Origin of the sequence: Yoonia sp. I 8.24, from assembly GCF_022096995.1 — a bacterium.
Taxonomy (GTDB): Bacteria; Pseudomonadota; Alphaproteobacteria; order Rhodobacterales; family Rhodobacteraceae; genus Yoonia.
In genome coordinates this window covers 132,504-153,375 of the sequence record NZ_JACXGQ010000006.1, presented here as the reverse complement: position 1 = coordinate 153,375, position 20,872 = coordinate 132,504, and the positions used below count along the sequence as shown (strand labels likewise).

Sequence of the window (20,872 nt, the reverse complement as noted above, 5' to 3'; positions counted from 1 at the left end):
GTCAAAACTCTCGCTCTGAACCGTTCCACTTGAAGAATTTGCCAGTGTCCGCCAACGTCAACCGCGTGGCCAGCGCCCAAATGCCACTTGCGACCTCCGTCGGGGCAAGATCAGCATCTGCGCCCCCCATATCGGTCCGCACCCAGCCCGGATCAACAAGCGCCACCGCGATCCCGCGCGGCTGTAAATCTGTGGCAAGCCCCTGCATCACCTTATTCACCGCAGCCTTTGAGGCGCGGTAGGCGATGCGGTCTGACTTTGCATATCCCATCCATGCCATCTGGCTTGAAACGGTCAAGATGCGGGGAGCGTTGCTTTGGCCCAGCTGTGCAAGACAGGCGTTGCTGACGGCAAGTGGCCCAGCGACATTCACGGCAAATGTTTCTGCCATCCCGGCATAATCCATATCCGTTGTCGATTGTCTGTTTGGACCGATGATCCCCGCGTTATTGATAACAATATCGATTGGGCCTGCGACCTGCCTGACCGCTGCGGTCACCGTTTCAGGATCCGTGACATCAAAAACGATGTCGCCTCCGCGCCCCGGGCGCGTGGCACGGATCACATCCGCACCGGCCTCTGCCGCTACCATGCAAAGCGCAGCCCCTATGCCGCGGTTTGCACCCGTAATCAGAACGCGCGTCAATGCCCGCCCTCGTCACCTTTGATCAGTTTACTGCGCAACCAGCCCGAGAATGTATCCATCATCATGACCATCACGATAATCAGCACGATGTAATATGTCACCTCTTCCCAGTCTTTTTGGGTGCTGATGGCTTGGGTCAACAAGAGCCCAATCCCACCACCAGTGATCGCGCCGATAATCGTGGCCGACCGTGTATTGGATTCGAGATAGTAAAGAACCTGGCTGAGCAAGACAGGCGTGATCTGTGGGATCACCCCGAAACGGTAACGCTGTAACGGCTTGGCCCCTGTCGAAGTGATGCCTTCAATTTGCTTGCCATCGACGTTTTCGAGCGCCTCAGAGAACATTTTCCCAAACGATCCGGTGTCTGTCAGCAAGATCGCCAGCGACCCCGTCATTGGCCCCGGCCCAAAGGCGCGCGACAGTACAATCGTCCAGATCAACCCGTCCACGCCGCGTAAAAAATCAAACACGCGTCGCGCCGCAAACCGCACCCCACCCAGTGGGGTAAAGTTTTTGGCAGCGAGGAACCCAAGAGGCAGCGCGATGATCGCGGCCCCAAAGGTGCCCAAGAAGGCCATCAAAATAGTTTCGAACAACGCCCAAGCGACATCTGCGTGACGCCACATCTTGTTCGCCCAAAAGTCAGACCAGATTGCCCCCGCCTCGCCATTCGCAGCGTGGCTCAGCAAAGTGCCAAACCCCATGCCGTGGTACGGGCTGTCGAGCGTGAAGAAGAACAGCTCCCACCCCATCGCGTAACGGAAAACCTCGGAACGGTTGCGCGTCACGGTCAAGCGCCCCGCATCCGTTGTGATTGACACGCGGTTCTTTGATGCGTTGATCCATTCGGGGATTTCATCCGTCGGGAAGGTCGCGTTGACGCCCGTGCGGCCCGGTTCGGTGACGATCATCCCGTAGCCGGGGATGTCATAAGTAACTTGGGTTTCACCAAAAGTCACGATGTGATCATCACCCAAATCAACCAAAGTTTCAGTGCCCAAGGCAACCCATTCTGGGGCTGTGCCTTCGGCGTAGCGGCCCTTGCGTTCACCCTCAATCGCGATGCTGACACCGCCGTCTCGGTTATCGCGGGTCACGTGGGTCTTGTAGCTATAGGCGTCCGATACCAACGTGCGTGTATTTTCAATGCTGACCCGCTCTGCCAAGCCGCTCATGTCGAAAACGACAAAGATATAGGCGAAATAAATCAAGATAACCGCAGGTACGGTAAAGCCCATCAGACGTTTACGTTGGAAATTTGTGGCCGTAGAAGCCTGAAGCGATGCCATGCTCATGCGTGGATCTCCCCTTTTGCGGACCCGTGGGTCAGGCGGTTACGCAGATAGCTTGATGACTGATCGACAACGACAATTGTAAAGAACAACAGCAAGAAGATGGCAGCGGCCTCATCGAATTTACCCTGCCCCCAGCTCATGGTGTTACGCAGATCGTAGCCGATCCCGCCAGCGCCCACGAACCCAAGGATCGCAGAGGCGCGGATGTTAATTTCAAAGCGTAACAGGCCGTAGCTCAGATAGTTCGGGGCCACCTGTGGGATCACACCGAGCCACATACGCTGGGTCCAGCCTGCGCCGACAGACTCGAGCCCTTCAACAGGCTTGAGAGAGGCGTTTTCATTAACTTCGGAAAACAATTTACCCAATGCACCAACCGTGTGCAGCGCAATCGCAATCATCGCGGGCACCGGCCCACCGCCCAACAAAAAGATCAGCACAAGCGCGATCACGATTTCAGGCACCGCGCGCAGCACGTCCAAGACGCGGCGCAGCGGACCAATCAACCACGGCACAGGCGCAAGACCGCGTGTCACCAGCAGCGACATCACAAGCCCCAAAAGACCACCAAGCAAGGTCGACGCCGCGGCGATATTGATTGTTTCAATAAGTGAGGGGAAATATTTTACAAAATATCCCGGCAGCAGTTCTGCCCGCGAATAGGCCTCGCTGATCACATCAGCGGGAAAATCCAACAGCATCGGCAGCCCATTCCAGAACCCACCCGCGTTCCGGTCGTTTGCCGTAGCAAAACCACCCAGCATCAATGCGATAAAAACGACCAACAGGATCGTATTCATGATCCGTTTTTGTCGGACCTGCGCCATATAATCGGTCTGGATCGCCGATGTCGAAAGCTCTGCCATGAGGGGGGACCTTGCTGATAAAATTACAGGCCCCAGCAAGATGCCGGGGCCTGCAGATCTTCATGAAATGCGCTTAGTTCGATTTCGCGAGACGGGCTGCGACGATCGACGTGTATGCGTCATGCGTAATTGGGTCGAAGCCAAGGCTTTCGCCGGCTGCAACGCCATATGCACAATCTGGGTCAACATCATGCAGCGCATCAACGAGCGCAGTCATCTTGTCTTTGACGTCCTGTGGCAGTTCAGAACGCAGAACAATTGGGCCTTCCGGGATCGGCGCCGAACGCCAGATTTCAACCAGATCGTTCATGTCGATCAGGCCAGCATCAACCGCTTTGCGCAGCGCGCCAGAGTTGTAGCCGTCTTCCCATTCGCCTTGGCCGTCTGCCCAAGTCACACCACCGTCAACGTCGCCGTTGTTCACAGCAACGATTGTCTGCTCGTGGCCGCCAGTGAATTTCACTTCACCAAAGTAATCGCCGGATTCCATTGTCGCGCCAGTTTGCTGAGGAATCTCAATGGATGGGATCAGGTAGCCAGAAGTTGAGTTTGGATCACCAAAGCCAAATGTGCGGCCCTGCATGTCTTCAAGCGATGTGATGCCGCTATCTGCGCGTGCAAAACCGATTGAGTGGTAGCCGTAAGAGCCATCAAGGTTGATCTTGACCAGCACTGGCTCAACAGCAGTTTCGTCTTGGATGTAGATCGCAGCATATGAAGACGCACCCATCCAAGCCATGTCCAATGTACCGCCCAGCAGGCCTTGGATAACGCCGTTATAATCCGCAGGTGCGAACAGTTTTGTTTCGACGCCCAGCTCTTCTTCAGTGTAAGCGCGCAGACACTCGTATGAGTTCATACGGTCTTGTGCGTTTTCGCCGCCCAAGATACCGATACGGAATTCGCTAATAGTGTCTTGCGCAAATGCAGCACCAGTCAAAGATGTTGTCGCAAGCGCGGCAGCAATCAATTTTTTCATTGGTCTTCTCTCTTCGTGAAACGCCCCGAACAGCCGGGGCTTTGGGGGGTTAATAGTTACGATCAGACGCTTTCAGCGATATCCGCGAGCTTTGCGACTTCTTCGTTCAGTGTCTCGATCTGCGTTGATGTCGCCGCCTCCGAGAATGTCTCATCCGCGCCGTAAATGTCGCGAGCGGCACCAGTGGTGAGCTGATCTGGCGTGCCATCAAACACGATCCGGCCTGCATGCATCCCGATCACCCGGTCGCAATAGCGGCGCGCGGTATCAAGCGTGTGCAAATTGGCGATGACCATACGGCCGTCTTGTTCATGAATGTCACGCAACGATTGCATCACCACCTGCGCATTCATCGGATCAAGCGAGGCAATCGGCTCATCCGCCAGAATGATTTTGGGGTCCTGCATCAGGGCACGCGCAATGGCGACACGCTGCTGCTGCCCACCCGATAGGGCCTCTGCGCGCTTGGGCGCGTGTTCGGCAATGCCAAGCCGATCAAGGATTTCAATCGCACGATGGATATCTTCGGTCGGGTAAAGGTTAAACATCGTGGTAAAGGTGGAGCGCCGGTTCAACGTGCCGTGCAATACGTTGGATACAACATCCATACGCGGCACCAGATTAAACTGCTGAAAGATCATCGCACATTGCGATTGCCAATTGCGCTTGGCGGAACCACGCAACTGCGTCACGTCCTGACCATCAAACATAATGGCGCCAGATGTTGCATCTGTCAGACGGTTCAACATGCGTAAAAGGGTTGATTTCCCAGCGCCGGATCGCCCGATAATTCCGATCATTGCGGGCTTATCAACGACGATATTAGCCGTATCCACGGCTTTATTTTGGCCAAAGGCCTTCGTCAGGTTTTCAATTTGCAGCATCAAGGCTCTCCAAAGTCTTGGGCTGTGTGAACCTGCCGCTTTGCAGATTTGTTAAGAATTAGTGAAAGTTTTGTAACGGGGCGGGCAAAACCGCGGTTAGGAACAGTGCAGCCACACTCGCTAGCTATTCTAGCCGCCTATGGTAGACACAACACGCAACCGATAGCATTCCTGCAAAAGCAAATGATGATTGAGCAAAAGATGCTTCGCAAAATAGTTATACGCGCTTCACTGGGACTCTTCTTGGTCTTATTCTTGGCATATATATTTGGGCCATCGAAAGTCATCGAGATTTCGCCAGACCAAATTGACCAAGCCCTCAAAGAAAACATTCCATATGAAGTCGACAGTTTAGCGACCACGGTGACAGTTCATGAAGCAAAGGTTTACCTTACCGACAACGGCCAAATCCAGTTGCACGCGCAATTTGAAGCCCGTGGATTTACACTCGAAGGCATCGGCAGCGCTCAGGTTAACTCTGCTGTGCGCTACGAGCGCGGGAAGTTCTATCTTACGGACCTAAAGCGTGACCACATTCAGTTTGAGCTGTCAGAAAACAGTACGGAAACGGTATCAGATGTTCGCGCAACGCTTGACGGGATATTGCGTCGCGAAACCGAAGAGGCCAACGAAAGCGGTGACCCCGAGCGAATTGCTGCTATAGAACGCCGCAGAAATTACATCGAGACAGAGATGGAGGCCGACGCATTGGCGGCGCTGGATACGTTTTTAGGCACCTTCCCGGTTTACAATCTTCAGCGGGCAGGTGGCGCACTCACATTGGCCGCGCTCGCGATCGATACGGTTGAGATCACGCATGACAAAATCTTTGTAACCCTGTCACTTCAAACTCTGATTTTAAGGGTCGCCGGAGGTTTGGCGACCACGTTTTTCTTGCTTGTAGTGGCATTTGGGCAATTGGCTTTGGGCCGCAGAAAACCTACGTAATGTAACCTCGCCCTCGGAGCCGCAAAGCCCTCTACGCTGGCTTATGACACACAGCTTCGATATTGTTGCCGTCTGGATCTAAAACAAAGGCACCATAATAGTTGTCGTGATAATGCGGGCGTAGTCCCGGTTTTCCGTTGTCTTTGCCGCCAGCTGCGATTGCCGCAGCGTAGAATGCATCGACCTCTGCGCGGGTTTCAGCAGTAAAGGCGAAGTGTAGCGGCGGGGTTTGTGCCGCCCCTTCGCTTAGCCAGAAACGGGGGCGGTCTTTGCCGAACCCACCAACCTTGACCCCATCCGTGTGTTCCGACGGGACCATATAAAGAAGCGACGCACCTAAAGGTGCCAATGCGCGTTCGTAAAACGCTGCCGCCAAATCGAAATTCGAAACACTTATTCCTGAATGATCAATCATGCGTTTACCTTGCTTTGGGATGACATCTGCAGCTTTACAAACAAAAAGGCCCCGCGCAACGCACGAGGCCTTACCGAATAGATCAATGTGGCCTGCTAGACTTCTTCCGGCAGGACAAGGTTCAGCAAAATTGACAATAGCGCAACTGGGGCGACCGCTGATGTCGCTAAGACCCGCAGCGTATCAGGCAGGTACTGTACTGCAGTTGGCACAAGGTTCAGACCCAAGCCAAATGTCAGCGAAACCGCAATGATGATCATCGTACGACGTGTCATTTTTTCTTCGGCCAGTACATTCAGACCGGCCGCTGCAACCATGCCAAACATCACGATCACACCACCACCCAAAACAGGCAAAGGCATAGACGCAATGAGCGCGCCGACTTTGGGCACCAACCCGCAAAGGATCAACACCAGACCGCCAATTGTCACAACATGGCGGGACATGATCCCGGTCATACCAACAATGCCAACATTTTGGCTAAAGGAAGTGTTTGGCAGACCGCCAAAGATGCCAGCAACTGCCGTACCCAAACCATCGGCATAAGTGGCGCCCGCGATTTCGGCATCTGTGGCATCGCGGCCTGCACCTGCTTTGGCTGTGGCAGAGGCGTCACCCACGGTTTCAATCGCAGAGACGATTGACACAAGGGTAACAGCAATCACTGCGCCCAAGTTAAATTCAAACCCATATGGCAGCGGCTTGATTGGCGTAATCCAACCCGCATTGCCTACGGCACCAAAGTTCACCATGCCCAGCACAAACGCGAGCGCATAGCCTGCCAAGAGGCCAATCAAAATAGCCGCGTTAGACAGCCCGCCTTTGGTGAAAAATTTGAGCACCAATGAAACAACAATCACAGTCAACGCAACGGACCAGTGCTTGAGCGAGCCAAAACTTTCTGCTTCCATTTGGAATGTGGCCGCGCCGCCGGCGGCGTATTTAATCGCGACGGGAATGAGGTACAGACCAATCGACAAGATCACCAAGCCGGTGATCAGCGGCGGAAACAACCAGCGTAGATGTTGAATAACGGCGCCAAGGCAGAAGTGGATCACACCACCGATGATACAGGCGGTGAGCGCGACGCTCATACCCATGGTCGCCGCGATCCCGGCCAACACGCCAACAAAGGCAAAGCTGGTGCCCTGCATGATCGGCAGCCGTGACCCGATTGGGCCCATGCCAACAGTTTGGAACAGTGTCGCGATCCCCGCGAACAGCATCGCCATTTGCACAAGGTAGACGAGGTCAGGCGACCCAAAGGCCATCCCGGCTGCGCCGCCAACAATAATCGAAGGGGTCACGTTCGAGGCGAACATCGCCAAGACGTGTTGAAATCCAAGCGGGATCGCCTGCGCCAGTGGCGGCGTCACATTTGGATCTGAATAATTTGTATCTGTCATCGTTTTTGTCCCTGAAGGATTGCCGATCTTAGCGCCGGTCAATCGTTAAAAATTCACGCTGTAAGGCGTGTCGAATGTATGTTCCTCTAAGTTAGCGCCCACACCAATCCGGTCGATGACGGCGAACAGGCCGGGGCCGGACAGCGGCGTCAAAACCCCATGCCACGTCCCGCGATGAAAATTGATGCCCTCTCCGGGGGCGGTGACAAAGGCATGTGGCTGTAAATCCGCATCCGCAACGATGACCAAAAACGGGTCCATGCTCATCGGGATAAACGCCTGCGATCCGGCCGGATGCCGTTCGATAAGATCAAGCTGATAGGGCAGTGCGCGCAGTTCAGACCTGAACAGGCTGATCCCAACATTTCCGTCAGTCACATCGACCCGCGCCCGGTCATGAAACCGCCCGCAAAGCCCTGCATTAATCATCTTATCTGGGTCGCCATCGCAATTCAGCACATCGCCGTAAGGTGCAAACGCGGCCTGCGTTAGCGGGGATATGATGATTTCACGGGTCATCTGGGCAGCATATCGGTCAATCGGTGCAGAGCAATCCGTTCAACTTGATAGCAAGCCTGCGCAAATTCGGTTTCTTCATCATTGTGCAGCCGCTCTTGCATCGCCGCGGATATGGACGCTTTGTCATGATCCCGGACAGCGATGATGAAGGGAAATCCAAATTTTTTAGTATAGGCCGCGTTTCCGGTCTCAAAAACTGCGCGCTCTGCATCGGTCAACGCGTCCAGCCCTGCGCTGGCTTGCTCGGCTGTGCTTTCTGCCGTCAGCCGTTTGGCCGCAGCCAATTTACCTGCCAAATCCGGGTGCGCAGTCAGAACGCCCAACCGTTCGTCCTGGCTTGCGGATCGGAATGCGCGCGCCATCGCATTCTGCAACCCGACCGCTGTGTCATGTGCAGGCCCAAGCTCCAGATCAAATGCGCGTTCTGCAACCCAAGGCGAATGTTCAAACACACTGCCATAGCTCTGCACAAATTCATCGCGGCCCATCTGGAACGGGCGCGCAAACCGTTGATGCGGGTGTTGCGTAGCCCAATGATCAGCGATCTGTTCGCGGGTGGCGAACCAGACATCATCATGGCCTTGCACATATTCGATAAATTGGCGTAGTGCCTCGACCCGGCCGGGCCGCCCAATCAGGCGGCAGTGCAGCCCAATCGACAGCATCCGCCCGCCTTCTCGGTAAAGCGCATCAAAGCTGGATTTTAGGTAGTCAAAGAACTGCGCCCCGCTATTGAAACCTTGCGGCGTCGCAAACCGCATATCATTCGCATCAAGCGTATAGGGCACGATCAACTGGTCGGTTTTGCCAAACTCTGACCAATAGGGCACGTCATCGGCATAGGTATCCGCCACATAGGCGAATTGCCCGGTCTCCGCGGCCAAGCGCACGGTATTTTCAGAACATCGCCCTGTGTACCAACCACGTGGTGGCGTACCGACAACTTCGGTATGCAGGCGGATCGCCTCGGCCATATCTGCACGTTCAACGTCTTCGGGGGCGTCTTTATATTCGATCCATTTGAGCCCGTGACTCGCGATTTCCCAATTTGCATCTTTCATCGCCGCGACCTGTTCAGGGCTGCGGGCAAGCGCGGTTGCCACGCCGTAAACAGTTACGGGCAAGTCAGCCATCAACCGGTGTAGCCGCCAGAACCCGGCGCGGCTGCCGTATTCATAGATGCTTTCCATATTCCAATGGCGTTGGCCCGGCCATTGCGCGGCCCCGACGATTTCAGACAAAAACGCCTCTGACGCGGCATCGCCGTGCAGCACGTTGTTTTCGCCGCCCTCTTCGTAATTTAAAACAATTTGCACAGCGACGCGCGCGCCGTTCGGCCAGTTTGCCGCCGGTGGGTGCGCCCCATAGCCGATCATGTCACGCGGATATCTTTGCACCGATGTCTCCTACTTCGTTTCTATGTTTATCTGATATAATTCAGAAATTTATCAAATTATTTATGAAAGACCTTCGGCAGCCCGTATAACATCTCCGATCCGGTCGGTCATAAACGCCATGAACAGCCGGGTCTTTGGGTCTTGGTGGCGGCGATGCGTGTAGTGGCACGACATCTGCACGGGAACTGGGGGCGTGCTCTGCGCGACCTGAACCAAAGCACCAGAGGCCAGATGTTCCGCCACTTCGAACAGCGGTTTCATCGCAACCCCCTGCCCGGCCAACGCCCAATCTGTCAGCACATCGCCATCGTCGCTTTCAAGCCGGCCGCTGATCCGGAACCGTTCTGGCCCGTTTTCTGTCTGTAATTGCCATTGAAATTCTGGCGCACCGGGGAACCGCAGATTTAGACAGTCATGTTTGTCATTCACCAAAGCCACGCCATCGGCAGGGTGACCGCGCGCCGCGATATAGGCGGGCGATGCCACCAAAACCCGCGCGACATCCGCAATCTTGCGTTGGCGCAGATTGCTATCGGCTGCTTGGCCCAAATGAAACGCAAGATCCAACCCTTCGGCGGTCATGTCTACGGTGCGATCTGTCATCCGCAAACGCACGTCAATCAGCGGATACTGCGCGGTGAATTCAGGCACATGTGGCGCAATCAAACGGCGTCCGACGCCCAAAGGTGCGGCAACATGCAACAATCCTTTTGGGTTTTCGGTCAAATCAGACACTTGCGCTTCGGCATAGGCAACCGCATCCAACACCGAACAGGCACCACCGTAGAACGCCTTGCCCTGTGCTGTTGGGGTTAGGCTGCGCGTGGTCCGCTGAAACAGGCGCACAGACAGGTGATCCTCCAACTGCGAAATCCGCGCAGAGGTCACCGCAGGCGAAATCCGTAAGTCACGCCCCGCAGCCGACATCGACCCCAGTTCATAGACACGCACAAAAGTTCGGATATTCTCAAGATAGGACATTATTCTGCAATTTTTGATAGAGCTTGGCAGTATCAGGGAATACAAGAAAGCCAACGGTTTGGCTAGACTGCCCAAAAAACGAGGGACCACGCATGTACGATATCGCTATTCTTTGGGACTGGCTGGCCTTTGCCGTGCGCTGGCTACATGTGATCACGGCAATTGCTTGGATCGGGTCAAGCTTCTATTTCATCGCGCTTGATCTGTCCTTGAACCGCGATATCGACGGCGCTGCTGATGGCGAAGAATGGCAGGTCCATGGGGGCGGGTTTTATCACATCCAAAAGTATCTGGTCGCCCCCACCGAGATGCCAGAACACCTGACATGGTTCAAATGGGAAAGCTACGCGACTTGGCTGTCCGGGGCCGCGATGCTGGCCGTCGTCTATTGGGTTGGGGCCGAGCTATACCTCATCGATCCGGCCAAGGCTGACCTTGCCGTCTGGCAGGCTGTGTTTATCTCGGCCGCGTCCCTAGCCGCGGGATGGGTGATTTATGATTACCTGTGCAAATCACCACTTGGGAACACACCGACCGCGCTGATGGTGCTGCTGTTTGTGCTGCTGGTGGCGATGTCTTGGGGGTATAATCAAATCTTTACGGGCCGCGCGGCACTGCTGCATTTGGGGGCATTCACCGCGACGATTATGACCGCCAATGTGTTTGTGATCATCATGCCCAACCAGCGGATCGTTGTCGCCGACTTAAAAGCCGGGCGCACGCCAGACCCCAAATACGGCAAAATCGCAAAGCTCCGGTCAACACATAACAACTATCTGACCCTGCCAGTGATCTTCTTAATGCTGTCCAACCATTACCCGCTGGCTTTTGGCACACAATACGCGTGGATCATCGCTGCATTGGTATTTTTGATGGGGGTCACAATCCGCCACTATTTCAACTCCATGCACGCACGCAAAGGTAAACCAAGCTGGACATGGGCGGTCACGGTGATCTTGTTTATCATCATTGCGTGGCTCTCGACCCAGCGCGGCCATGACACCTATGAAGAAGCAGAGGCCCGTGATCTCACGGCCTACGAACAGCGATTTGCAAGCGTCGCAGGCTATGACGACGTGCATGACATCGTGCTTGGCCGCTGTTCCATGTGCCACGCGCGTGAACCGTTCTGGGGCAATATGCAAACCGCGCCCAAAGGCGTGTTTTTAGAAACCACGGGCGACATCACCAAACACGCGCGCCAAATCTATCTGCAAGCAGGTGTGAGCCACGCAATGCCGCCTGCTAATATCACGCAAATCACAATCGAGGACCGTGAAGCACTGATCGCGTGGTATCGCGCGGGATCGTAGGGTGGATCTTGATCCACCTGCCCCTCAATAGGTGATCTCAAACACCGCACCAGTCCCCGCGCATAGCGTAATTTCAGCCCCCTGCGTTTCCAGCATCCGCCGCACAATCGCCAACCCCATGCCTGTCCCGCCATCATCGCGACGCGTGGTAAAAAACGGGTCAAATATGCGGCTCCGATTGCCTTGCGAAATACCTGGCCCATTGTCGCTGACCCTGATTTGATCAGGGCCAGCAGCGATATCTATCTGCGTCGCGCCATGTGCATGGGCGTTGCCGATGAGATGGGTCATCACCACTGCGAGCAGCTCTGCCGAAAAGGGAACCTGTGCATCTTGTGTGACGACCACACCGCGCCCCGCAACCACGTCAGACAGGCGACAACTGCCACGCGGCATCGGGTCTTGCGCTTGGGCGAGCGCACGCTGCCCATCAAGCAAAGCCTGCATCCGGTCGACGGCAGCCACGATATTACCGAGCATCTTCGCCCTGTCTGCAGGGGCAAGGGCCGGATCGTCCAGCAGTTCCGCCGCGCCGCGCACCACCGTCAACGGCGACTTGAATTCATGCGTGACGTGATCTGCATAAGACCGCAACACCGCCTCGCGCCCTTGTAAGGTCTGTGTCATCGCAATGACGGATTGACCCAATTGAGAGAACTCAGGCGTCCCAAAATGTACGGGGACATCTGCGGCCCCTTCAGCTCGTGCGTAATCGGTGATCGCGCGCACAGGGCGTAGCACCAGCCGCCACAAAAGAAACCCTAAAATGGCGGTCGCCGCAAAGGCCATCCACCCAATCATCCATGCGGTTTCGGCCCAGCCAAGCACGCCGCCTGCAATCCGAAAATAGCCAATGCCAATCAACGGCAAAAAAAATACTGCGGCCAATGGCCCGCCCAACACAAAGGCGAGCGACGGACGCCATTTTGCATTCACACGCCGCGACATGCGCCCATCCGAATTCCAACGCCGTGCACGGTTTCAATCGCATCAGCACAGCCTGCTGCTGTCAGCTTGGCACGTAAATTCCGAAGATGGCTGTCCATCGTGCGATCAGACACATGCACATTGGTCCCGTAGATTTGATCCACCAATTGCGGGCGCGACAGCACGTTGTCAGGGCGGCGCATCAGATGCAGCGCAAGCTCCATCTCTCGCGCGGTCAATGTCACTGGCGCATCATTGACGTGGCAAAGGTGCCGCTTTGGATCGAGGCTGAGCAAACCGCGCCGCATAACCGCCTGCGCTGGCGCGTGAGTACCACTGCGTTTGACAATCGCCCGTACCCGCGCCACCAATTCACGCGGTGAAAACGGTTTGGACACATAGTCATCCGCGCCCAATTCAAGCCCGACCACCCGGTCGATCTCATCCGCTTGGGCCGTCAAGAACAGCACAGGGACTTGCGAAGTTTTGCGCAATTCGCGGCACACCGACAGCCCGTCCATTTCCGGCATGCCAATATCAAGCACGATCAATTCTGGCTTCAGGCTATGGGCCGCTTCCAATGCGGCGCGGCCATGAGCGGCCTCAGCGACGGCAAATCCCGCCTGCCCCAAAGCAATGCGCAAAACATCACGGATCTGCGCGTCATCATCTGCGATCAAGATCATTCTCTGCTCTCCTTGCATCCGAAACTACGCAATGTGCGTCGCTTGCGATAGGCTATTCATCATCAAGCCACCACGCGTCTTTGGAAAGCTTTCTGGGGATGCCGCGAATAATCATGTCCTGCCTCTTTTTCTCTGCTTTGATGCAGGTCTAAAAAGGCTGGGTGCATATGATCCCGGTGGTTTGTGCAGATTTCGTGCAGGGATTAGCCTGCGCAAGCACCCCGAATGGCGCGGATATTCTCGCCATATGGTGCAGGGTTTGTGACGCTCCCGCCGCGGAACACGGCAGAACCCGCAACCAGCACATCAGCACCAGCGGCCGCCACAAGTGGCGCAGTCGTTGGGTCCACCCCACCGTCGATTTCAATGTGGATGGGCCGATCGCCAATCATCGCACGCAGTTGGCGCACCTTTTCCACTTGGGAATGAATGAATTTTTGTCCACCAAAGCCGGGGTTCACCGTCATCACGCAGACCAAGTCCACCATATCGAGCAGGTATTCTACCGCGCTTGCTGGCGTGCCGGGGTTCAAGGCGACCCCAGCCTTTGCGCCGGCGGCGCGGATTGCCTGCAAGGTGCGGTGGATATGCGGACCTGCTTCAACATGGGCCGTGATCACATCTGCGCCAGCCTGCGCGAAGGCGTCGATATAGGGGTCAACAGGTGCAATCATCAAATGCACATCCATCACGCCCTGAATATGCGGACGGATCGCTGCGCAGGTTGCTGGCCCAAAGGTAATATTGGGCACAAAATGCCCATCCATCACGTCCACATGGACCCAATCCGCGCCCTGCGCTTCGATTGCGGCACATTCCATGCCAAAATTCGCAAAATCAGCCGACAAGATCGACGGTGCGATTTTCAAAGAACGATCGAATGACATGTGGTTACCTCGCGTTGATGATTTGCCCGCAGATAACGTGCGCCGCACCAATTGTCACGCCACGAAGATATATGCTGCAACGCAGCAAAACCTGTGCTATCCGGAGATATGGCCAATGTTTTGCGGTACAAAGATATTCTCCACGACGGGGCGCAGATTCACCTGACGCGCGCCACTTTGACGTCACAACGCCCCAAGTCGCTCCATGCGCACGATTTTTTTGAAGCGTTTTGGGTTCAAAATGGCCAGGTGCGCCACCACACGCCCGATAGAATCACGACCTTGCACGAAGGTGACCTTTGCTGTTTGCAGCCCGGTCAGACCCATGCGCTACAGGGTCGCGGTGAACATGCGCTGGTCGTATCGCTTTGCATCCATCCTGCCGTGATCACCGCATTGGCAGACCGCCACCCAGACCTGAACGGTCATCTTTTTTGGGCGGATGCACCGCTGGTCCAGCATCACCGTGATATTCGTCAGTTGGCGACGCTCAACCACGCTGCAGTGGCGCTGGAACGAAGTGACCGCAGCGCCTTGCAGGCCGAAGCATTTTTACTGCCGCTTTGCGCGGAACTCACAGCGGATCAGGGGCCAAAATCCGCGCCGGGATGGCTTAATGATGCCTGCCTCGCCGCCAAAGATCCCGATGTATTCCGCGGTGGCGCCGCGGGGTTCGTGGCCCTTACCGGAAAAGCACACCCGCATGTCAGCCGCACGATGCGCAAATACTACGGTCAGACCCCATCAGATTTTGTGAACAGCTTGCGCATGGCCCACGCCGCGCGCGCATTGATCACCGATAGCGACCCGATCAGCGTAATTGCCGCTGATGTCGGCATTCCGAATATGTCGCATTTTCATAAATTGTTTCGGGAGACCCATGACCTCACCCCGCTGCAGTACCGCCAAAGCTTTCAGCGCCAGTTGGTGCAACCGCAAATCTAGCTGCCGGTAAATCGTTTTGACCAACTGATCAAAACTTGCCATTTTGGGGCCGAACTGTCAATCTTAGATGGCAATGCAGGAGGCCCCCTTGCAATCTACTTATTCCAATACCTTGCACCAACTTCCACAGGTGCAAGAACAACGTAACGACGGCATGCCGCTTGACCTTGATTGGGTCATGGCTGTGCAGGCAAACACATCCGCGATTGAACGGCGCGCCAAGACCCTTCCGGGGCGGCGCAGCGTCAAAAAGGATTACCAAGCGGCATGGCTGTGCAAAGCAATCAGCCTCATTGATCTGACCACCCTATCGGGTGACGATAGCGAAGGGCGGGTGCGCAGGCTTTGCGCCAAAGCCCGTCAGCCTGTAAGGGCTGATATCCTTGAACAGTTGGGTATGACCGGGCTGACCACCGGGGCGGTTTGCGTTTACCACGATATGGTCGAAACGGCTGTTGCGGCGCTGGATGGGTCCGGAATTCCGGTTGCGGCCGTGTCTACCGGGTTTCCTGCGGGCCTGTCTCCGTTTCACCTGCGGATCGCGGAAATTGGCGAAAGCGTCAAAGTAGGTGCTGCGGAAATCGACATCGTGATTTCACGCCGCCACGTGCTGACGGGCAATTGGCAAGCTCTTTACGATGAGATGAAAGCGATGCGCGAAGCCTGCGGCGACGCCCATGTCAAAGCCATCCTTGCTACGGGCGAGTTGGGCACATTGCGCAACGTCGCCCGTGCATCATTGGTCTGCATGATGGCAGGGGCGGATTTCATTAAGACCTCAACTGGCAAAGAACCCGTGAACGCCACCCTGCCCGTCACCCTAACCATGATCCGTGCGATCCGCGACTATCAAGAGCGCACCGGGATCAAAGTTGGCTACAAACCTGCGGGCGGCATTTCCAAAGCCAAAGACGCGTTGGTCTATTTGTCGATGATGAAAGACGAACTGGGCGACCGCTGGCTACAACCTGATCTTTTTCGTTTCGGTGCCTCGTCCCTGCTGGGCGACATTGAACGGCAACTCGAACATCACGTCACGGGTGCATACTCCGCATCTTGGCGCCACGCGATTGGTTAGGGCAAAATTTTGAGTATTTTTGGCAAGATGATGAGAAAGTCAGGGCAATGACCATTAAAGAGATCTTTGAGACCATGGAATACGGCCCTGCCCCAGAGAGCGCATCGGACGCGCTGCAATGGATTGCAGATCGTGGCGGCATTGCCGGCCACTATATTGACGGCAAGTGGGGTGCGTTGCGCGATGATTTTGCGTCCAACAACCCTGCCACTGGCGAAAAGCTGGCGGGCGTGACCAAAGGCACGACTGATGAGGTCGACGCCGCTGTCAAAGCCGCGCGTGAGGCGCAGCCTGCTTGGGCCAAGTCAGGCCATAAACGTGCGCGTGTGCTCTATGCGATTGCCCGGCTTTTGCAGAAACACAGCCGTCTGTTGGCTGTGATGGAAACGCTGGATAACGGCAAACCGATCCGCGAAAGCCGCGATATTGATGTGCCCTTGGCGATCCGGCATTTTTATCACCACGCGGGCTTTGCCCAGTTGATGGATGACGAACTGCCCGACCGGGAGGCCTTGGGCGTCTGCGGCCAAATCATCCCGTGGAACTTCCCGCTGCTCATGCTGGCGTGGAAAATCGCGCCTGCGCTGGCGATGGGCAATACCGTTGTTCTCAAACCTGCCGAATACACATCACTGACCGCGATGGTGTTTGCTGAAATCTGCACCCAAGCAGGCGTACCGCCCGGCGTTGTGAATATCGTGACGGGCGATGGTGATACCGGGGCTGCTTTGGTTAACGCCGCTGTCGACAAAATTGCCTTTACCGGTTCAACCGAAGTCGGCCGCAAAATCCGCGAAACCACCGCCGGATCAGGCAAGGCGCTGTCATTGGAATTGGGCGGTAAATCCCCCTACATCGTGTTTGACGACGCCGATATCGACAGCGCGGTCGAAGGGCTGGTTGACGCGATTTGGTTTAACCAAGGCCAAGTCTGCTGCGCCGGATCGCGGCTATTGGTGCAAGAAGGCATCGCTAATCGGTTCTATGCCAAACTTAAATCGCGGATGAATGGGCTGCGCATCGGTAATCCGCTTGATAAATGCATCGACGTGGGCGCGATTGTGGACCCGGTCCAACATGCACAGATCAGCGCGATGGTCGACGCAAATACCGAAGGCGAAATCTATCAGGTAGCAGCCCCCGAGGGTTGTTTTTATCCGCCCACATTGGTCACCGGATTGTCATCGGCGTCCGCGCTCATGCAAGAAGAAATCTTTGGCCCCGTGCTGGCGGCAACGACCTTCCGCACCCCCACAGAGGCCGTCGAGATTGCCAATAATACGCGGTACGGGCTGGCTGCTTCGGTCTGGTCTGAAAACATCAACCTCGCACTTGATATCGCGCCAAAACTGGTGTCCGGCATCGTCTGGATCAATGGCACCAATATGATGGATGCAGCCGCCGGGTTCGGCGGTGTGCGCGAAAGCGGGTTCGGTCGTGAAGGCGGCTGGGAAGGGCTGGCAGGGTATACCAAACCCAAAGCGACGGCCAAGCCGATCATACCCGCGACACCTTTTTCAGGCACGGATGGCGCGACGGCTGACCCGTTAGACCGCACCGCAAAATTCTACATCGGCGGCAAACAAGCCCGCCCTGACGGCGGTTATTCTAAACCCATCTACGGGGCCAAAGGTGCATTGCTTGGCCACGTCGGGATCGGCAACCGCAAGGATGTTCGCAACGCGGTTGAGGCCTGTAACGCCGCCAAAGGCTGGTCCAAAACCACCGGGCATCTGCGGGCGCAAATCCTTTATTATATTGCTGAAAACCTATCAGCTCGCAGCGCGGAATTCAGCGCACGGATCGACAATCTGACGGGCAGCAAATCCGGCACGGCAGAGGTAGAAGCCGCCATTCAGACCTTGTTCACCTATGCTGCCTGGGCGGACAAATACGACGGGCAGGCGCACGGCGTGCCGATCCGAGGCGTCGCTTTGGCGATGAAAGAATCCGTCGGGAACATTGGCATCCTATGCGGTGATGCGCCGTTATCTGGGCTGATCAGCGCCGTGGCCCCCGCTATCGCAATGGGCAACCGCACGGTTGTGATCCCAAGTGCCGCCTACCCTCTTGCGGCGACAGATTTCTATCAGGTCTTAGAAACGTCCGATGTGCCCGCAGGCGTGGTGAATATCATCACAGGCGACCATGCTGAGCTGGCCCCAACGCTGGCGGGTCACATGGACTTGGATGCCGTCTGGTCATTCTCAAGCAGTGACGTCAGCGCCGCAATTGAACAGGCAAGCGCTGGCAATCTGAAACGGACTTGGGTGAACAACGGGTTGGCAATCACCCCAAGCGCCCAAGACTATCTTCAGGCTGTAACAGAAGTGAAAAACATCTGGATTCCTTACGGCGAATAACGCCGTAGGGACCTGTTACTTTTTACTGCGCCACGTATCCAACCAACGTGAAATGCGACCTTTGCGGGCGGCAACACCTGCTTGGACTTCGTCCACGCGGTGGCCAGCGCTATCCATCAACGGGTCAACCGCGCGCTCACGGAACTGGCGCCACATGGCGCGGATGAACGCAAGACCGACGATCAAGAAGATAAAGAACGCGATGTTGAACCATGGGATGATGGTCACATCCGGGCCAGAGACCGTGCGCACGCCCACGGCATTAGGATAGACTGACGCCCAGCGAATACGCCAACCATAATGGGTGACCACGGCCCATTCATCGCCGCGCGCGCTATTCGCGGCTTCGGCCTGCAAGTCGGAGCTGTCGAATTTGAAATATGGCGGCCAAATCCAGCCCGTGTCCTCATTCCGGTAGACCATCACACCGGTCGTGTCGCGCGGAATAAACCCCAACAGAAACGTCTTTTTCTTATTGGTGTTGATGAGGCGCAAATCACGGGTTGGCTGTTCAACGGACCCTGAATCTGCCTGCGCATAAAACAGACGGTTGTAAGAACTGAAATCGGTACGAATAACCTCGGTCGAGGTCACCTGCACCACGTCGTGCTGCGGCAGAACATAGTGAAATATTGCCCCAAAAATCAGGAATACGGCGACACGAAAGGCGATCTTAATACGGTGCATGATATTTCCTTAGTTCGCGTTCATGACGTAGACCATCGTGACAATCACGATCGTTGGCACGACATAGACCAGTCCAATCAGCTTGGGCCGCAATGAATTATTGTATGCTGTCATGCCTGCCTCGACATAGGCATCGCGCGCGGACTGATCAATATTGCCAGCGTTATCCGCGTCATATTCTTTCTCAAGCCGTTCGCGCCGCACAGACCGCGAATAGAGCGCAATCATCCAATACAGCACCGTCATGGCAAAAAGGCCAAATACGATCAGTCTGACAAAAGCCATTAGCTTCTCCTTCCCACGGCCCCCCAGGGGCCAACACGGGTAATCAAATCGGGTTGCCGTTTGGCGCGCGGCTCCTCCATCGGGGCCTCGTGACCAAACAATGCTTCTCGGGTGCCAGCTTTATCGACTTGGTATTCGCGATCAAGGAAATCAGCGACATAGGCGCGCTTTTCATCGGCCCATGTGGCGTAGGCGCGATAAAACACCTCCTTGTGGCAGATAAATAGCTGACGAATGTCCAGCGGGGTGAGCTCTGCCAAAAGCATATTGACCAGATCCGCATCCGCATGCGGCTTTGCGCGCAGGGTGTAGAAATAGGCGGGATGCTCCGATGTAATCTTAGGCCACGGACCGTCTTCTTCGGCCCAGCGGACAAGTGCCGCCAACCCCTGCCACGCTTCTGGCAACAGCGCCGCATATTGACGCCCGAGCCTGCGCAGGTCGCGCCGGGTCGCCCCCGTGAGGTTCTCACCCATGGTTGCCGCGACTTCCATCACGATGAAATCCATCTTTTGATGCAAGATCGCTGCGGCATCGACACCGCGCGCATCAATGATCGGTTCGACCAGATTGTTCAGGCTCAGAAACTTTGCAATCGCCGAGCGGTCCTTCAAGTCAAAGGTAAAATCGATTGGCAGCTTCCCCAGATCATCCTTATCGGACGCCGCAATCGCCGCCGGGTGTTCAACACCGCGAAACAAGTAGATGCCGCCAAACAGATCGGTCCAAAAGTTGTCTTGGTCAAATTCCATCTGCCGCAAACGCACCGGGTTGCGCATGACATCCCCAGTTTGCTTGGCCATGCCGATCATCTCGGCAATCAAAACATCATCAAACCACGCATCTTGTTCGGTCTTAAATTGGTCGATCTTTTTACCTAGTTTATCAGCCATCGCAACAGTGCCCGAGGTTGTATCGGCCTCGATCTTAACCTTGCGAATATCGAACAGCCGGGCAGGATTGTCGGCTAAATAGACCGAGTTCACCAATTCCCCCGCGACGGCATCGCGCGTTGTCAGCGCAAATAGCTCTGCCCGGTTTTCAGTGATGAATTGCTTGAGGATGCCGCGCGCGGTCGAAAACTTTGCGTTCAGCAAAGGAGCCCCAGCCTGCTCCGTCGTCAGGAGAATAAACTGACGATTCACACCTGCATGGTTCAGGTAAAGCGGGTCGTCCAGTTCGTCACCGATCTCAGGGCTGTAACCAGAAATATCAATATGAAACGCATCTTGCTTTGTTTGTTTGCCTGTAAGATGCTTTAGCGCACGATTATAGCGTTCCACCAATACCAGGCTATCCACCCGGATCAGGTTCCCAAACATCAGGCCTTTTTCAATCAGTCGGTGCATATTAGCGCCTTAC

At 55.6% G+C, this 20,872-nt stretch carries 21 protein-coding genes; 5 read left to right on the top strand and 16 right to left on the bottom strand.

From position 1 onward, the window contains the following. Position 1: 1 nt before the first annotated feature. The 5 genes from Yoon_RS13575 to phnC form a co-directional block, all read right to left on the bottom strand. Complete coding sequence (locus tag Yoon_RS13575; protein ID WP_238112864.1) at positions 2-646, bottom strand: SDR family NAD(P)-dependent oxidoreductase; 645 nt, start codon at positions 644-646, stop codon at positions 2-4. After that, the gene (gene phnE / locus Yoon_RS13570; protein WP_238112863.1) at positions 643-1,944 is read right to left on the bottom strand and encodes a phosphonate ABC transporter, permease protein PhnE; all 1,302 of its coding nucleotides are present in this window, start codon (positions 1,942-1,944) and stop codon (positions 643-645) included. Before phnE (Yoon_RS13570) ends, Yoon_RS13575 begins: the two co-directional genes overlap by 4 nt. Then, the gene (phnE, locus tag Yoon_RS13565) at positions 1,941-2,810 is read right to left on the bottom strand and encodes a phosphonate ABC transporter, permease protein PhnE (RefSeq protein ID WP_238112861.1); all 870 of its coding nucleotides are present in this window, start codon (positions 2,808-2,810) and stop codon (positions 1,941-1,943) included. Before phnE (Yoon_RS13565) ends, phnE (Yoon_RS13570) begins: the two co-directional genes overlap by 4 nt. A 73-nt stretch (positions 2,811-2,883) precedes the next feature. Further along, positions 2,884-3,789, bottom strand: a complete 906-nt coding sequence (gene phnD, locus Yoon_RS13560; RefSeq protein WP_238112859.1) for a phosphonate ABC transporter substrate-binding protein — start codon at positions 3,787-3,789, stop codon at positions 2,884-2,886. Positions 3,790-3,851: 62 nt separating this feature from the next. Further along, complete coding sequence (phnC, locus tag Yoon_RS13555) at positions 3,852-4,673, bottom strand: phosphonate ABC transporter ATP-binding protein (protein ID WP_238112858.1); 822 nt, start codon at positions 4,671-4,673, stop codon at positions 3,852-3,854. 255 nt (positions 4,674-4,928) lie between these two features. Here phnC and Yoon_RS13550 point away from each other — a divergent pair, with 255 nt between their 5' ends. Further along, positions 4,929-5,621 carry a hypothetical protein gene (locus tag Yoon_RS13550; protein WP_238112857.1) on the top strand — a complete coding sequence of 231 codons (693 nt, stop codon included), beginning with the start codon at positions 4,929-4,931 and terminating at the stop codon, positions 5,619-5,621. Between the two features lie 31 nt (positions 5,622-5,652). Here Yoon_RS13550 and Yoon_RS13545 read toward each other — a convergent pair whose 3' ends face one another. The 5 genes from Yoon_RS13545 to Yoon_RS13525 form a co-directional block, all read right to left on the bottom strand. Continuing rightward, positions 5,653-6,036, bottom strand: a complete 384-nt coding sequence (locus Yoon_RS13545; RefSeq protein ID WP_238112856.1) for a VOC family protein — start codon at positions 6,034-6,036, stop codon at positions 5,653-5,655. A gap of 95 nt (positions 6,037-6,131) precedes the next feature. Beyond that, the gene (locus Yoon_RS13540) at positions 6,132-7,442 is read right to left on the bottom strand and encodes a uracil-xanthine permease family protein (RefSeq protein WP_238112855.1); all 1,311 of its coding nucleotides are present in this window, start codon (positions 7,440-7,442) and stop codon (positions 6,132-6,134) included. Between the two features lie 45 nt (positions 7,443-7,487). Further along, on the bottom strand, positions 7,488-7,961 hold the full coding sequence (locus tag Yoon_RS13535; protein ID WP_238112854.1) for an ureidoglycolate lyase: 474 nt from the start codon (positions 7,959-7,961) through the stop codon (positions 7,488-7,490). Continuing rightward, positions 7,958-9,358 carry an allantoinase PuuE gene (gene puuE, locus Yoon_RS13530; RefSeq protein ID WP_370642177.1) on the bottom strand — a complete coding sequence of 467 codons (1,401 nt, stop codon included), beginning with the start codon at positions 9,356-9,358 and terminating at the stop codon, positions 7,958-7,960. Before puuE ends, Yoon_RS13535 begins: the two co-directional genes overlap by 4 nt. 60 nt (positions 9,359-9,418) lie before the next feature. After that, on the bottom strand, positions 9,419-10,339 hold the full coding sequence (locus Yoon_RS13525; RefSeq protein ID WP_238112853.1) for a LysR family transcriptional regulator: 921 nt from the start codon (positions 10,337-10,339) through the stop codon (positions 9,419-9,421). 92 nt (positions 10,340-10,431) lie between these two features. Here Yoon_RS13525 and Yoon_RS13520 point away from each other — a divergent pair, with 92 nt between their 5' ends. Then, the gene (locus tag Yoon_RS13520) at positions 10,432-11,652 is read left to right on the top strand and encodes a urate hydroxylase PuuD (RefSeq protein WP_238112852.1); all 1,221 of its coding nucleotides are present in this window, start codon (positions 10,432-10,434) and stop codon (positions 11,650-11,652) included. Between the two features lie 24 nt (positions 11,653-11,676). Here the strand turns inward: Yoon_RS13520 and Yoon_RS13515 are convergent, their stop codons facing one another. The 3 genes from Yoon_RS13515 to rpe form a co-directional block, all read right to left on the bottom strand. Beyond that, positions 11,677-12,600, bottom strand: coding sequence for an ATP-binding protein (locus Yoon_RS13515; protein WP_238112851.1), 924 nt, complete (start codon positions 12,598-12,600; stop codon positions 11,677-11,679). Continuing rightward, the gene (locus tag Yoon_RS13510) at positions 12,585-13,265 is read right to left on the bottom strand and encodes a response regulator transcription factor (RefSeq protein ID WP_238112850.1); all 681 of its coding nucleotides are present in this window, start codon (positions 13,263-13,265) and stop codon (positions 12,585-12,587) included. The genes Yoon_RS13515 and Yoon_RS13510 overlap by 16 nt, the downstream gene beginning before the upstream one ends. Positions 13,266-13,468: 203 nt before the next feature. Beyond that, the gene (rpe, locus tag Yoon_RS13505; protein ID WP_238112848.1) at positions 13,469-14,152 is read right to left on the bottom strand and encodes a ribulose-phosphate 3-epimerase; all 684 of its coding nucleotides are present in this window, start codon (positions 14,150-14,152) and stop codon (positions 13,469-13,471) included. A 108-nt stretch (positions 14,153-14,260) separates the two neighbouring features. On the opposite strand from rpe, the gene Yoon_RS13500 reads away from it, so the two are divergent. From Yoon_RS13500 to Yoon_RS13490, 3 genes are all read left to right on the top strand, one after another. Beyond that, positions 14,261-15,097 (top strand): AraC family transcriptional regulator, encoded by an 837-nt coding sequence (locus Yoon_RS13500; protein ID WP_238112847.1) that lies wholly within the window; start codon positions 14,261-14,263, stop codon positions 15,095-15,097. A gap of 73 nt (positions 15,098-15,170) precedes the next feature. Beyond that, positions 15,171-16,175: a deoxyribose-phosphate aldolase gene (deoC, locus tag Yoon_RS13495; protein WP_238112952.1), complete on the top strand. Its 1,005-nt coding sequence runs from the start codon at positions 15,171-15,173 to the stop codon at positions 16,173-16,175. 47 nt (positions 16,176-16,222) lie between these two features. Next, positions 16,223-18,538, top strand: coding sequence for an aldehyde dehydrogenase family protein (locus Yoon_RS13490; RefSeq protein WP_238112846.1), 2,316 nt, complete (start codon positions 16,223-16,225; stop codon positions 18,536-18,538). A 15-nt stretch (positions 18,539-18,553) separates the two neighbouring features. On the opposite strand, the gene Yoon_RS13485 is transcribed toward Yoon_RS13490, so the two are convergent. The 3 genes from Yoon_RS13485 to Yoon_RS13475 are packed head-to-tail and all read right to left on the bottom strand — an operon-like array spanning position 18,554 to position 20,859. After that, entirely contained in the window at positions 18,554-19,225 is a 672-nt protein-coding gene (locus Yoon_RS13485; RefSeq protein WP_238112845.1) for a DUF1523 family protein, read from the bottom strand. Between the two features lie 9 nt (positions 19,226-19,234). Further along, positions 19,235-19,510, bottom strand: a complete 276-nt coding sequence (locus Yoon_RS13480; RefSeq protein WP_238112844.1) for a hypothetical protein — start codon at positions 19,508-19,510, stop codon at positions 19,235-19,237. Then, positions 19,510-20,859: a DUF6638 family protein gene (locus Yoon_RS13475; protein WP_238112843.1), complete on the bottom strand. Its 1,350-nt coding sequence runs from the start codon at positions 20,857-20,859 to the stop codon at positions 19,510-19,512. Before Yoon_RS13475 ends, Yoon_RS13480 begins: the two co-directional genes overlap by 1 nt. Positions 20,860-20,872 lie beyond the last annotated feature (13 nt).